We start from the raw sequence: 13,060 nt of genomic DNA, 5'->3' as shown, positions 1-13,060 counted from the left end.
TAAAAGAGAGTGTAGTAAATTACTTACACTCTCTTCTTTGTTTATATCATTACTGTTTTATGCGTTTGCAGTTACATTTTGATCACTAACATCTGGATCAAATGGATTTGTGGAACTCAAACCTGTATTCGTGTTTATAAAGTCACCTGTATTAAGTGATCCTGACCCTGCATTGGTTTTGTCAGCGCTTTTTGGTGATAAGTAAAATGCATCCCCAAAATTCACTACTCCACCGCCAACACTATTGATTTTTAATGGTCCCGCAATGATAGATGGCATATCAATACACCTACTACTATTATTTTACTTTTAGAATATGAATCAAAGTAACTTTGTGTGTAGATTATTCAGTAATTATTCTTCCTCTGATCTAATTCTTCTGAAATGTTTTACTCGTGCATCGGCATTTATTTTCTTGATGCTTCCGATCTGAACAATTCCTGATTGACTGGTACCATTCATATAGATATTTTCTACATGAATGGTTTTGGAATGATGAATGCTGTTCATACTTACTTTATTTTCTAGCTCGATCCAATTTGGTTCCATCTTAAAAATCGGATAATCTTCAAATTGTAAGTCATCTTTATCATTAAAAACAGCACCTTCTTGTTGCAATGCGATTGCTCTAGATGTTGGATTTGCATTATTCGTATCTCCAATATTAAATATAGAACTAAATGCTACCGATTGAATTCGAATATGACCAACTTTTGCTAAGCGTTTATTAAGCATAGATACTCCTACTTTAGGCAACAGGTGGTGCTAAAGGTACTAATAAACCAACTGTATAAGATTCAGGTGGTGTATCAAAAAATGAAGATAGTTTCATTTCTTCATTATCCCCAACTAAAAAAACAGATGAGGATGTTACTGCTTCCACACGAATATTTCCAACATGCAAACCCCAATTATGAACTTCCATATTCATGATTATTCTCCTTTTTCACTATTCCCTTGCATATATTTTGCTAAGGAATGATATATTTCTTTTTTCACTTTATCGCAGACATAGTTATGCAATTCCTCGTCTGTTAAGGAATCTCTATGTTGTTTCGCTTCATCCGTATAGTAACCAATTCGCTGTGGTAATTGCTTTTCCATGTCCTGTATTAGCATGGATTGATATTGAACCTCAATGGGACACTGGTATTCATTTGCAAGATTCTGTATCATGTTTGGTCCATCCTGGTGTAAGAAGTTTGTTAAATCGGTCATAATCTTTTGTTGCGTAGAATTTGAATTAGAATTAGGATTCGCGTTATTACTTGTGAACTGGTTGTTTCCTAACCCTAAATCATCTATATTTGCTAAATCACTAGGAGATAATCCAATGTGCAATGTTCCATCTAATCGCTCGATCTTTAATTGATCAAAATGATACTCGACTCTTTCGACCATATGCGAATTTTTTTCTTGTACCATGCTTTCTAATTTATTAATCCGCTCTTGTAATTCGCGTAATTGATTTTGTTGCTGTTGGTTAGCTTGCTGAAGTTCATATAAATAATAATTCCAATCATAGATGTTCATGTGCTCCGCCCCTTTTCCCTAGGCATTTACCTATAAACAGATTATGCAATGATTTGATTTATGTTAATGCTATTGGCTGTGTTAAAGGGATAATAGGGGGAGTAGTCGTACCAAGAGCTTCCGCTTCTTCAGCTGGTTCCGTATATCCTCCAGTATTATATAGTTCTGATTTCGCTTGAATACTTCCGGTACTACCAATTTGTAAGACAGAGGAATTGGTTATGGAACCTACTTTTAACATATTAATGTTGATGGATTGATGAACGGTAAAGTACAACTTTCTCACTCCATTTATGTTACTGGTTGATCTAACTTATCTTTATCATAGACATACGTATGAGACTGGTTTAAATCAATACGTATTCCATCTCCTGTATTGAAGGAGCCACCACCAGCATATGTTTTTGCAGAACTGTTAGGATTCATGGAATATACGTCTCCAATATTGAATATAGCGGATGCGGATACACTATTGACCTTAACTGCACCTACTATTGCTGGCATTTTTTATCCCTCCTCATATTAGTTTATGTAAAAGTAATGAATTGTTGAAAAAAACACGTCTATTCCAAGGGCTATTTACTTATTAAGTATGCTAATTCTTAGTTCTTCACAGAAACACCATGGTATTTAACATAAAAAGAGAAGTGGGGATGAAATATTGTAGATTCGCTCATAAATTTAAATATTCGCTCAGAACCAGCAGCAATTCGCTCATAAAATCAAATATTCGCGCAGAACCAGCACGGATTCGCTCACAAAATCAAATATTCGCTCAGAAGCAACAATTCCGCGCTCCACCTCCATACTCCGATTCATTTTTAAAGGAAAAGCAAAGACCAAATCACATAGTGATTTGGTCTGCTATTATTTGATATGCTATTTCGTATGTTTTCAATGAAACGGAACTACAGCACTTACTATTTGTTATGCTTTTAACACATCTTTAATATGATTTAAAGCCCAGTCTAAGTCTTCTTTATCAATAATTAATGGTGGAGCGAATCGAATGACGTTTTCATGTGTCTCTTTACATAATAGTCCTCTGCTTTTTAAAGCTTCACAGTAAGGACGTGCAGGTTCTGATAATTCCAGCCCAATAAATAATCCTTTTCCACGTACTTCAGTAATTTTTGGATTATCAATTTTGTTTAGCTCATCCATCATGTATTGACCAAGTTCAAGTGAACGGTCAGCAAGGTTTTCTTCTAATAGTACTTCAAGTGAAGCAATTGAAACAGCACACGCTAGTGGGTTTCCACCAAATGTTGATCCATGTGATCCTGGATTAAATACACCTAAAATATCTTTGTTTGCGACAACACAAGATATTGGCATTACACCGCCACCAAGAGCTTTTCCTAAGATCAGCATGTCTGGTGTAACATCTTCCCAATCACAAGCGAACATTTTACCAGTACGGGCAAGTCCAGCTTGAATTTCATCAGCAATATAAAGCACATTATTTTCTTTACATACTTCATATGCTTCTTTTAAGAAACCTTCAGGTGGAATTACGATACCAGCTTCCCCTTGGATTGGTTCAAATAAGAAGCCTGCTGTATTTTCGTTTATGGCTGCTTTTAAGGCATCAATGTCCCCATAAGGAATAAGTTTAATTCCTGGAAGCATCGGACCAAAACCACGTTTGTATTCTTCTTCTGATGACAAGGAAACTGCTGTCATCGTTCTACCGTGGAAGTTTCCTTCACAAGCAATAATTTCTGCCTTATTTTCTGCCACACCTTTAACATCATATGCCCAGCGACGAACCGCTTTTACTGCCGTTTCAACAGCCTCTGCACCAGTGTTCATTGGTAGTGCCATTTCTTTATTCGTTAACTTACATATTTTTTCATACCATGGACCTAATTGGTCATTATGGAATGCTCGGGAAGTTAATGTAACAGCGTCTGCTTGATTTTTTAGTGCTTCAATAATTCTCGGATGACGATGTCCTTGGTTAACTGCAGAATATGCACTTAGCATATCCATATAACGATTTCCTTCAGGATCTTCTACCCAAACACCCTCAGCTTTTTTAACGACAACTGGAAGTGGGTGATAGTTTTTTGCACCAAATTCTTCTGTTTGATCAATAACTTGTTGACTACTATGTACCATAATATCCCTCCATTAATAGTTGGTTTATAATTTATTATAACAGTTTTAACTAATTATGATAGAGAGAAAACTACCAGATTACGTCATTTCAAGTGTAATTATGGCACAACCATGTTATATTACTTACATAATGTTTAAAGAAAAAGGTGAAAGTAGGAGGAATGACATTGAATACACATCTTCATATCACGGCATGGGGACTAGCCTTTATTTTATTTGCAATTTCTGTCGTGTTACATAAACAAGGGAATGCAAAGGCATCTAAAATTGTTCAAATGATTTTACGACTTGATTATTTATTAATTTTATACTCCGGCGGTGACTTAATCGCAAACTACTTTAGTGATAGTCCGAAGTTGGGGGAAGCAATTGTGAAAGGTCTTGCAGGAATCTGGGTAATTGCTGCAATGGAAATGACGCTAGCGAAGCTTAAAAAAGGCAAACCAACGAAGAGTGGATGGATACAGCTTGTAATTGCTTTGTTAATAACATTAATACTAGGGTTTGGAAGACTTCCAGGTGGATTGATGTAAATAAAAATTGAGCTATTCCTGTTTACAGGAGTAGCTTTTTTGGTGGAGTGAGATATGGGAAATGCTCTTCCGTGAATTTATGAAGTATTTATAACAATTTCCTTTTTGGGATTGACTATTGGTATGGATGGTTAATAATAGTACAGGAATGTAAAAAATGTTGGGGGCGCAGTAATGAAAAAAATATCGATGCTAATAATAGCAATTTTCGTGATATATATAGTTCCACTTGGACAAGTAAGTGCTGAAGAATCAGACATGAACGAAGAGATCATTTATAGCATTTTCGTAGATCGTTTTAATAATGGAAACCATGCCATAACAGAGCAAGTAAGATTAGATGATCCTAACGCCTATCATGGTGGAGATTTAGAAGGTATTACATTAAAGTTAGATGATATTAAGCAGTTAGGATTTACCGCAATTGCATTATCGCCTATTTTTGAAAATGCACCTGATGGGTATCACGGATATTGGGTGGAAGATTTTTTTGAAGTAGAGGAACAGTTCGGAACAATAGACGATTTAAAGAAACTGGTTGAGGAAGCACATGAACGAGATCTGAAAGTGATTCTTGAATTCACACCGAATTATGTTTCAAACAATCATCCAGCAGTGACTGATCCAGTAAATCAGGATTGGATATTGCCAGATGCTACCATTGATACGGAAGGAGCAACATGGACAGACCAGGTTGCAGTATTAAATCAAGATCACCCAGAAGTAGCAGCAATGCTTATGGAGGCAGCGGCGTATTGGTTAGAGGAAGTCAATATTGATGGATATAAAATACATGCAGCAGATCAAACAACACCAGGTTTCTTGGCTGAATTCACAGCACATGTTAAAAATTTGAATCCAAATACATACATCATTGCTGATCTTTTATCGGATCAGGAAGCCGAGCATGTTTACGTTGATCCACATATTGACGCAATAGAAAACACGGCAATGTATGAATCAATTATAGACGTTTTTGCAGAAGTAGACAATCCAGTTTCAGATATTTATGATGTCTGGGAAAGCCAGAGAAACAAAGATGGGTACGTGTATGTTGACGATGCTTTTACAGATCGTTTCACACAAAAGTTCTCTGTGAACGGCAGAAATACGTTAACGACATGGCAATTGGCATTAACATATATGCTTACAACCCCAGGGGTACCGATTCTTTTTCAAGGATCAGAAATACCAATGTATGGGGAGTTTCCTAACAATCAACGACTTGTTGACTTTAATAGTGGTGAAGAAGAAATAAAAGAGTTTTATACACGGATAACCTCCATGAAAGAAGAATTCTTACCATTAAAATATGGAGACTTTGAGTTGATTAGCTCGGATAGGGGGATGAGTATTTTCAAGCGAACCTACCAAGAGGAATCAATGTATATTGCAATTAACAATGATAGTGAATCAAGGGCCATCACGGTTCCTGGAATTGAAGCGGGGTCACAACTCCGAGGCTTATTAGGTGATAATCTAGTTCGGGAACAGGATAACGGGGAATATAAGGTTAGTATGGCTCGGGAAGCAGCGGAGGTTTTTATCGTTGAAGAGAACTCGGGATTAAATTGGGGATTTATCACACCGATAGTAGGAGTGTTTTTATTATTTGTATTTGGTGTCATTATCCTCAGTAGGAAACAGCGGAAAAATGGTACAGTTCAAAAATAGTTAATAACAGTGTTAGGTCAACAAACCTAATGCTGTTTTTTTGTCTACTATTTGGGCTGCTGCAGTGAATGTATCACATTATTTAGCATCAACTCAAAAAAGACTCGTAGGAGCACGTATAACTAACTCATTTGGTTTTGTTACGTTGCTCAAATTACCTTGACATCTTTTTACAGCATGTAAAATTTTGAGTCTTATGAATTGGGTAAATATGATAGAATTATAGAGTAGAAAAAAATTCGAGTGTGAAACAAGATGGGGGATATTATGTTAGGAATTTACTTTGGTATTGCATTTATTATTGTTTTACTATTAGTAATCATAGCAGCATTCAGTAAAAATAAAAACATTTGGTTTAAGGTTTTAGGTTTCTTTGTTGCTTGTCTTCTAATTATTTTCGTAGCATTTTTTGCAATCGTTATCACTCTTTTGATGGGAGAGGTTAAGTTTTATCCGCAGTTTATTATTGGTGTCACGATCGGAATTTTGTTTTTTCTTTGTAATGGATTTTTCCGTTTTTTAAAACCTCGTATGTTAAAGATAAGCGTTATTAGTTTTATTGCTTTATGTGTGATTGCTGTAATTGGAAATCAAGGGTATGAGGCATATGTAAAGTCGGTAACAATGGATAATCAAGAAGTAGATTTAACGGAATATGAGCCTTTTGTTGCGGGGTCTAAAGTAGCAACGTTGGATGAACCAGCTAGTTTCAAAATGGAAGGTGAGCTGCCACGACTAGATGGAGCAACGGCACTTTATCCACTTTATGCAGCCTTTGTCCAAGCTACATATCCTGAAAAAAACTACGATGTATATAATAACAGTGAGGTAATGTCGAGGAAAACACCGAACGCATATAACAATTTAATTAATGGAGATGTTGATATTATTTTCGTTGCAGGACCTTCAAGTCGACAAATTAATAAAGCAGAACAACAAGGTGTGGAGTTAAATATGACGCCAATAGGTCGTGAAGCATTTGTGTTTTTTGTTCATGCAAAGAATCCAGTAGAAGGTCTAACGACGCAAGAATTAAAAGATATTTATGCTGGTAAAATTACTAATTGGAGCGATGTAGGTGGTAAAAATGAATCTATTCGTGCTTTCCAACGTCCTGATGACAGTGGAAGTCAAACAGCTTTGGAGAACTTCATGGAGAATACCCCTCTAATGGAACCACCAACTGATGATGTAGTCACTGGAATGGGTGGAATCATTTCGGAAACAGCGGATTATCGCAACTACAAAAATGCAATCGGATATTCTTTCCGATTTTTCTCCATGGATATGGTTCAAAATAATGCCATTCGTCATTTAGAAATTGATGGTGTATTTCCTAATAAAGATACAATAAGAAACGGTGAGTATCCTATTGCATCAGAGTTTTATGCAATTACAGCTGGCAGTGAAAACCCGAATGTTGATGCATTTTTGGAATGGATCCTGTCTGAGGAGGGTCAGGAATTAGTAGAGAAAACGGGCTATGTACCAGTATCGGAATCAGAGTAACTAGTACTACAGCTATGTAAATAGGATATTAAACGATACAACAATATTAAATCCTGCTATCAAGAAATATGTATATGCCATCGCTCGACGTTTCTTTATTAACAGGTTTACACCGGAATCGAATAGTAATAGACTAACAAATAAAAGACAAATTGGTGTTAAACTAAAATTTTTAGTGATTAAAATAAAGATTCCGAGAATTACTACGATAAAACTTAATGAAATACTTATGATTCTTTTCAAATGAGTTGCCTCCCCATAAAAGCGTTTATTTCATATTTTATCAGTTTATTGTAAGGAATAAAATATAAATTTCATAGAAAAGGAGTTCTAAAATGGCATATGAGCTAAAGTCAAAGGAAAACGATAGTAGTGTAATTGAATTTATTGAAAGTGTAGAAAGTCTGAAGAAAAAAGAAGATGCCTACAAGTTATTGGATATTTTTACAGAGACAACAGGATTTCCAGCAAAAATGTGGGGACCAAGTATAATTGGTTTCGGTTCATATCATTACAAATACGATTCAGGACATGAAGGAGATGCTCCGTTAGTTGGTTTTTCACCAAGAAAAGCAAAACATAGTCTGTACTTTGCACCAGGGGATGCAAAGCGAGATGAATTATTAAAAGATTTTGGAAAGCATAAAACAGGAGCAGCCTGTGTCTATGTGAATAAATTAGCAGACATTGATATAGAAGTTTTAAAAGAATTAATTAGACAATCAGTGACATTTTTACAACAGAAATATCCGGAATAAGTAAGGGGCTGTTGTAAAAAAGCTTAGGATTAATCCTAAGCTTTTTAATGAATGTAACAGAACGAGTAACTGACCATAATGTCGAGCACTTTCCAATCACAATCAGCATTGATTATCCATTTATAATTGTTCCACCATTTACATGAATGACCTGACCAGATACGTAACTAGCATCATCACTTGCTAGATAGACATATGCTGGTCCTAATTCTTTAGGTTGTCCCATCCGCTTCATTGGTGTATTTTGGCCAAATGTATCAACCGTTTTGGCATCAAAAGTAGATGGAATAAGTGGTGTCCATATTGGACCCGGTGCCACGGCATTTACCCTGATTCCTTGGCCAATAATGGATTCGGATAATGATCTAGTAAATGTAGTAACCGCACCCTTTGTTGCAGAATAGTCGATTAGGTCTTTATTTCCTTCATAGGCAGTAATCGATGTGGTATTGATGATCGAACTGCCCTTTTGAAGATGAGGTAAAACAGCCTTCGTCATATAAAACATTCCGAATACATTGGTTTGAAAAGTCTTCTCTAATTGTTCGGGTGTAATGTCTGTAATACCTTTTTGTGGGTGCTGTTCTGCAGCGTTATTGACAAGGATATCAATTTTATTAAATACTTTCAGTACCTTAGCTACAGATTCTTCACAAAAAGCAGGGCTTCCAATATCGCCAGCTATTAGCATACATTTTTGTCCTGTTTGCTCCACTAATGATTTCGTTTGATTGGCATCCGTATCTTCCTTTAAGTGCATGATTACTACATCAGCACCTTCTTTGGCATAATGGACGCTGATTGCTCGTCCAATCCCACTATCGCCCCCTGTAATTATAGCTACTTTATTTCTTAATCGGTTGCTTCCTTGGTAGTTTGCTCGTATATATTCTGGTTCAGGATGCATCTTTGCCTCCATTCCCGGTTGCTGGTTTTGTGACTGGGCAGGCGGTGTTTTCGGTACATTTGCTTGTTCCATGTATATTCCTCCAATACCATAAAAGGTTGCACTATCCATTTTCCCCGAAACAAGAGAATTCAATCATGATAAAAGAAAAAGCCCTTTAGAGGACTTTGGAACAAGCTAGATGATTATTACACATATTCATGTGCTGATGTTGCTCCTTGCTGATGTAAAAAGTTAAAAATATCTCGATAATTTTTAATATCAATTTCCCCTGCAATATATTTTTTTTGAAAATAATCTAGTAAGTCATTTAACGTTTCTGGGGTTTCCTTTCGTTCAGATTCATAGACAGTAATTAATTCATTGACCAACATGCAAATCCTCCTTCATATTTTAGAGCCCGAATATTAATCCCATTACGAGTATATGAGGGAGGGGGCTAGTTCATGCTAATCGATTTTGTGGATGTCCTATTAAATACCTTTTCACATAGTTTGTTGATATTTTAATATAAAATGCGATGTAACTGCAAAGTGATTTCCGTCTCGGGCAGTCGTTTTCCGCGGGCACGACCTCAGAAGTAAAGACCCGTTTACTTTATTAGCAACGATTCGCTCCTAAAATGAAATTTTCGGCACAAGCAATAATTAAGCGAAGTTTAACTCCAGAGCGGTGTAAAGAAATCAGCCTATCAAAAAAGAACACTTGAAATATCAAGTGCTCTCAGTGATCAAGATCCATTATATTAATATCTCGTGTCACTCTTCGGTAGTTCAATTGTGTGAAGCGTTTTTTCTGTATTCATTTCATACGCCTTCATTTGATCAAACGATAGTGTATAGATGACATCATCAACAGATATGATTCTTCTGATTTCAGATTCCCATTCTGGATAGTCTTTTACATCTCCTTGGTGAGTTATAGTATCTTTTAATTCAATACCATCTTCAGCGGAGATATGATATAAAAGAGCGCCTTCAAATAGGAATTTGTGCTCTTCGTAAGACATCTCACCCTTAGTTACCATTTTAGATTCATATAGCTGAGCAGGGAAGCCAAATAGATTCTCGGAAGGATGCTTGAACAATGCTCGATGGTTATAGTTTAATTCTGTATAGGAGCCACTTTGACCGATTACTTCACTAAATTTTTCTTTTGGATTTGTTAAGTCACTGACATCGAAAACAGAAATTTTAATCCCGTCCGTTCGTACGATTGGTTCAGAATTATTTTCATTCTCGATCAGTTTTGTATCTTGACCGAAGCCAATGACATGGTGTTCGTCTAAAGGATGTAAATAATTACTGAAGCCAGGAATTTTTAATTCACCTAATACCGTCGGATTGGCAGCATCTTGCAAATCAATGACAAATAGGGGATCAACTTGCTTAAATGTTACCATATATGCAATATCCTCCATAAATCGAACACTGTAAATTCGTTCTCCTTCAGCAAGACCTTCTACAGAACCAAGCGGATTTAAATTTATATCAAACGTATATAGGTTATTTGTAGATGCTTCATCATCATTCCATGAGTCACCTTTCGTTGTTGCCACACGAAAGGTCTCATTTCTCTCATCCATAGCAAATTGGTTGATCAATGTGCCATTCACATTTGTAGAGGCATTATATGAAATCGTTCCATTTTCGATTGAAAATTGATTGATCTCTGTATTTGCGGCAGGGCGTGCAATCATTATATCTGCCGTACTATTGGAACTTGATTTTTCATTATCCTCATATTTATGAACAGCAATGTAAATATGATTTTCTGACATATACATTTGATTCGATGCGCCTAAATACGTTTCAACATGTGCCTCCTTTTCCATATTGGATAGGTCGATGGAGGATAGAATTAAATAGGTTTCATCTTCACTCTCCGGGAAGAAATACATATCTTCAAAATCAACTGGATGGCCTTCATTACTTACGGCGGTATCTTTAACAAACGGCCTTACTTCCATATCCTCCTCTTCCAATATTTGAAATGGAGGACGTTCATTGGCAATAAGATATAAATGATCATCCATTAGTCTAGAAGCGTTATAGTCACCCTCAAATGTAACCTCTCTTATTTGTGTAGGTTTTTTTCGGTCAGATATATCGTATATGAATACGGTAGTCTGACTAGAAAAACTAGGGTAGATTGCCATGTCCATACCGGATGAATCTTCAGACGTTTCCGTTTCTTTCAATTCTCGTATTGGTTCATGTGTGTACCCGATACTAACTAATAAATCGTCTTGCAAATAAATCTCTTGAGGGAAAAATTCATCTTCTTCTATCGTACTCATTACATTGCTGTTTTCTGCTTCTGTTGAGGCAATAACGATATCACTATCCCTTGCAAAATAAACATAATCTCCATCTGTTTTAATCACGTCTCCCTCATCAATTCCAGCTACTTGAACATTGGTATCAGAAGCAGTTGAATCCGCACCTGCATCATCCATTGCAGCAGTATCAACAGATTCTTCGGCTCCGTCACTTTCCTCAAAAGAATACAATCGATTTTCCTTCGGTTTTTCCATTCGTTCTTTCAGCAGAGTAACAAGCTGTTCTTGATCTTTAATTTTTGGAAGTTCTTCAACGGCTTTAAAGTTATGTGTGAAGGACTTGGTAAGTTTATCACCTGTTGCCGTTTCTACGAGGTTGGAAATTTCTATAAGGTAATTTTGATTAACGGTATACCCGTCACTAGGCGCTTTTAAAGTTAGCACTGTATAGTTTTCATTCCATTCAAAGGTCACTGGTACTTTTTGACCATCCTTATTAGTAACAGTAACTGTTTCCTCGGTAAAGGTATCTGGATTCATTTTCTCAGAGAATTGTACCGTCCAATCCTTAAATGTTGGAACAAAGCTTGATGCGGATGGAATTTCAGCAGTTGTTTTTTCGGAAATGAAAGCAAAGAAGAAAGCACAAATACCAATAAGAATAACACTAGCAAAACTAATTAACCCAATTTTCTTTTTCACCTTTTTACACCTCATCCTTTAAGGTTTTAGTTCCCTTTTATCATTAAGACGACCGCTTTCCAATTTTTGTTTCAAAAAAAAGCTGATTCAGCGGAAATACCGGTGAATCAGCTTTTTTCAATATTTTTTAGCTAATTAAAATGACTTATTAAGAAAGAATAATGCAATAGTTCCTGGACCTGAATGTGCTCCAATGGCAGAGCCTACCATCTCGATCTCGATCTGACTTACTCCAAATTTTTCTTGGATCATTTCTGCAAGTTGTTTAGCGCGTTCTAAATCATCACCATGGCTAATACCAATCGTTTGATTTTCAAAATTACCTCCACGCTCTTCCATTAATTCAAGCATTCGACCAAATAATTTTTTCGAACCTCTTATTTTCTCTAGAGGGATTAATTTTCCAGCTTCAACATGCAGGATTGGTTTGATCTTCAGTAAAGTACCAACAAACGCAGCTGTTTTACTTACTCGTCCTCCACGGTAAAGATATTCTAGATCATCTACCGTAAAAATATGTTCCATATGTGTTGCACGTCTCGTTGCATCATTAAGAATTTCTTCTACTGATTTTCCCGCTTTTGCCATTTTGGCAGCTTCAAGAACTACTAAGCCATATCCAAGGGAAGCACATTTTGTATCAACAACATGGATTGGTGCTTCTGGAAATTCTTCTTTTACTTCCTGTTCCATCATTTTTGCCGTTTGATATGTACCCGATAACTCAGATGAGAAAGCTAAATAAATCAATGGTTGATTGGATTCGGCATAAGAAGTAAATACGGATTTAAACGTCTGTGGTGAAACCTGGGAAGTTTTTGGAGCCTTTCCATCTCTCATTGCGTCATATACTGTTTTAGGATAGATTGTTTGACCGTCTTCATAATCTTTTTCATCCAAATGAACAGTTAATGATACCATTTCGATGTCATATTCGTTATAATGGTCTTTTGATAAATCACTTGCGGAATCAGCAAGAATTTTAATCGTCATATCTCTTCACCTTCATTCCTATTTAATAATTCTATTACGTTTAGTT

At 36.1% G+C, this 13,060-nt stretch carries 16 protein-coding genes; 4 read left to right on the top strand and 12 right to left on the bottom strand.

Translation table 11 applies throughout. From position 1 onward, the window contains the following. Positions 1 to 57: 57 nt before the first annotated feature. The 7 genes from ACFSTA_RS00225 to ACFSTA_RS00195 form a co-directional block, all read right to left on the bottom strand. Positions 58 to 279 carry a spore germination protein gene (locus tag ACFSTA_RS00225; RefSeq protein ID WP_377554293.1) on the bottom strand — a complete coding sequence of 74 codons (222 nt, stop codon included), beginning with the start codon at positions 277 to 279 and terminating at the stop codon, positions 58 to 60. A 75-nt stretch (positions 280 to 354) separates the two neighbouring features. Then, positions 355 to 735 (bottom strand): spore germination protein GerPE, encoded by a 381-nt coding sequence (locus tag ACFSTA_RS00220; RefSeq protein WP_377554292.1) that lies wholly within the window; start codon positions 733 to 735, stop codon positions 355 to 357. A 13-nt stretch (positions 736 to 748) separates the two neighbouring features. Beyond that, positions 749 to 931, bottom strand: a complete 183-nt coding sequence (locus ACFSTA_RS00215; RefSeq protein WP_377554291.1) for a spore gernimation protein GerPD — start codon at positions 929 to 931, stop codon at positions 749 to 751. A gap of 2 nt (positions 932 to 933) precedes the next feature. Next, positions 934 to 1,533, bottom strand: coding sequence for a spore germination protein GerPC (gene gerPC, locus ACFSTA_RS00210; protein ID WP_377554289.1), 600 nt, complete (start codon positions 1,531 to 1,533; stop codon positions 934 to 936). 58 nt (positions 1,534 to 1,591) lie between these two features. After that, on the bottom strand, positions 1,592 to 1,810 hold the full coding sequence (locus tag ACFSTA_RS00205) for a spore germination protein GerPB (RefSeq protein WP_377554287.1): 219 nt from the start codon (positions 1,808 to 1,810) through the stop codon (positions 1,592 to 1,594). A 14-nt stretch (positions 1,811 to 1,824) separates the two neighbouring features. Continuing rightward, positions 1,825 to 2,037, bottom strand: a complete 213-nt coding sequence (locus ACFSTA_RS00200) for a spore germination protein (RefSeq protein ID WP_377554285.1) — start codon at positions 2,035 to 2,037, stop codon at positions 1,825 to 1,827. 423 nt (positions 2,038 to 2,460) lie between these two features. Then, positions 2,461 to 3,657: an ornithine--oxo-acid transaminase gene (locus tag ACFSTA_RS00195; RefSeq protein ID WP_377554283.1), complete on the bottom strand. Its 1,197-nt coding sequence runs from the start codon at positions 3,655 to 3,657 to the stop codon at positions 2,461 to 2,463. A gap of 161 nt (positions 3,658 to 3,818) precedes the next feature. Here ACFSTA_RS00195 and ACFSTA_RS00190 point away from each other — a divergent pair, with 161 nt between their 5' ends. The 3 genes from ACFSTA_RS00190 to ACFSTA_RS00180 all read left to right on the top strand — a co-directional run bounded on the left by ACFSTA_RS00190 (position 3,819) and on the right by ACFSTA_RS00180 (position 7,373). Continuing rightward, on the top strand, positions 3,819 to 4,190 hold the full coding sequence (locus ACFSTA_RS00190) for a YisL family protein (RefSeq protein ID WP_377554281.1): 372 nt from the start codon (positions 3,819 to 3,821) through the stop codon (positions 4,188 to 4,190). Between the two features lie 174 nt (positions 4,191 to 4,364). Next, positions 4,365 to 5,864 carry an alpha-amylase family glycosyl hydrolase gene (locus ACFSTA_RS00185; protein WP_377554279.1) on the top strand — a complete coding sequence of 500 codons (1,500 nt, stop codon included), beginning with the start codon at positions 4,365 to 4,367 and terminating at the stop codon, positions 5,862 to 5,864. 267 nt (positions 5,865 to 6,131) lie between these two features. Further along, positions 6,132 to 7,373, top strand: a complete 1,242-nt coding sequence (locus tag ACFSTA_RS00180; protein ID WP_377554277.1) for a substrate-binding domain-containing protein — start codon at positions 6,132 to 6,134, stop codon at positions 7,371 to 7,373. A 12-nt stretch (positions 7,374 to 7,385) separates the two neighbouring features. Here ACFSTA_RS00180 and ACFSTA_RS00175 read toward each other — a convergent pair whose 3' ends face one another. Continuing rightward, entirely contained in the window at positions 7,386 to 7,616 is a 231-nt protein-coding gene (locus tag ACFSTA_RS00175) for a hypothetical protein (protein ID WP_377554275.1), read from the bottom strand. Between the two features lie 92 nt (positions 7,617 to 7,708). On the opposite strand from ACFSTA_RS00175, the gene ACFSTA_RS00170 reads away from it, so the two are divergent. Further along, positions 7,709 to 8,131, top strand: a complete 423-nt coding sequence (locus ACFSTA_RS00170) for a DUF1801 domain-containing protein (RefSeq protein WP_377554273.1) — start codon at positions 7,709 to 7,711, stop codon at positions 8,129 to 8,131. A gap of 112 nt (positions 8,132 to 8,243) precedes the next feature. Here the strand turns inward: ACFSTA_RS00170 and ACFSTA_RS00165 are convergent, their stop codons facing one another. From ACFSTA_RS00165 to ACFSTA_RS00150, 4 genes are all read right to left on the bottom strand, one after another. Next, entirely contained in the window at positions 8,244 to 9,110 is an 867-nt protein-coding gene (locus ACFSTA_RS00165) for an SDR family oxidoreductase (protein WP_377554272.1), read from the bottom strand. Positions 9,111 to 9,226: 116 nt separating this feature from the next. Then, positions 9,227 to 9,412: a YppF family protein gene (yppF, locus tag ACFSTA_RS00160; protein WP_377554270.1), complete on the bottom strand. Its 186-nt coding sequence runs from the start codon at positions 9,410 to 9,412 to the stop codon at positions 9,227 to 9,229. A gap of 371 nt (positions 9,413 to 9,783) precedes the next feature. Then, positions 9,784 to 12,021, bottom strand: a complete 2,238-nt coding sequence (locus ACFSTA_RS00155; protein ID WP_377554268.1) for a beta-propeller domain-containing protein — start codon at positions 12,019 to 12,021, stop codon at positions 9,784 to 9,786. 135 nt (positions 12,022 to 12,156) lie between these two features. After that, the gene (locus ACFSTA_RS00150; RefSeq protein ID WP_377554266.1) at positions 12,157 to 13,014 is read right to left on the bottom strand and encodes a DegV family protein; all 858 of its coding nucleotides are present in this window, start codon (positions 13,012 to 13,014) and stop codon (positions 12,157 to 12,159) included. Positions 13,015 to 13,060 lie beyond the last annotated feature (46 nt).

Origin of the sequence: Ornithinibacillus salinisoli, from assembly GCF_042684965.1 — a bacterium.
Lineage (GTDB): Bacteria > Bacillota > Bacilli > Bacillales > Amphibacillaceae > Ornithinibacillus > Ornithinibacillus salinisoli.
Note: the sequence above shows the minus strand (reverse complement) of the source record. Positions and strands in the feature narration are given on the sequence as shown.

Coding starts and splice junctions, on each gene's coding strand:
- ACFSTA_RS00225 (WP_377554293.1), bottom strand. CDS start 279: ATGCCATCTATCATTGCGGGACCATTAAAAATCAATAGTGTTGGCGGT.
- ACFSTA_RS00220 (WP_377554292.1), bottom strand. CDS start 735: ATGCTTAATAAACGCTTAGCAAAAGTTGGTCATATTCGAATTCAATCG.
- ACFSTA_RS00215 (WP_377554291.1), bottom strand. CDS start 931: ATGAATATGGAAGTTCATAATTGGGGTTTGCATGTTGGAAATATTCGT.
- gerPC (WP_377554289.1), bottom strand. CDS start 1,533: ATGAACATCTATGATTGGAATTATTATTTATATGAACTTCAGCAAGCT.
- ACFSTA_RS00200 (WP_377554285.1), bottom strand. CDS start 2,037: ATGCCAGCAATAGTAGGTGCAGTTAAGGTCAATAGTGTATCCGCATCC.
- ACFSTA_RS00195 (WP_377554283.1), bottom strand. CDS start 3,657: ATGGTACATAGTAGTCAACAAGTTATTGATCAAACAGAAGAATTTGGT.
- ACFSTA_RS00190 (WP_377554281.1), top strand. CDS start 3,819: ATGACATTGAATACACATCTTCATATCACGGCATGGGGACTAGCCTTT.
- ACFSTA_RS00185 (WP_377554279.1), top strand. CDS start 4,365: ATGAAAAAAATATCGATGCTAATAATAGCAATTTTCGTGATATATATA.
- ACFSTA_RS00180 (WP_377554277.1), top strand. CDS start 6,132: ATGTTAGGAATTTACTTTGGTATTGCATTTATTATTGTTTTACTATTA.
- ACFSTA_RS00170 (WP_377554273.1), top strand. CDS start 7,709: ATGGCATATGAGCTAAAGTCAAAGGAAAACGATAGTAGTGTAATTGAA.
- ACFSTA_RS00165 (WP_377554272.1), bottom strand. CDS start 9,110: ATGGAACAAGCAAATGTACCGAAAACACCGCCTGCCCAGTCACAAAAC.
- yppF (WP_377554270.1), bottom strand. CDS start 9,412: ATGTTGGTCAATGAATTAATTACTGTCTATGAATCTGAACGAAAGGAA.
- ACFSTA_RS00150 (WP_377554266.1), bottom strand. CDS start 13,014: ATGACGATTAAAATTCTTGCTGATTCCGCAAGTGATTTATCAAAAGAC.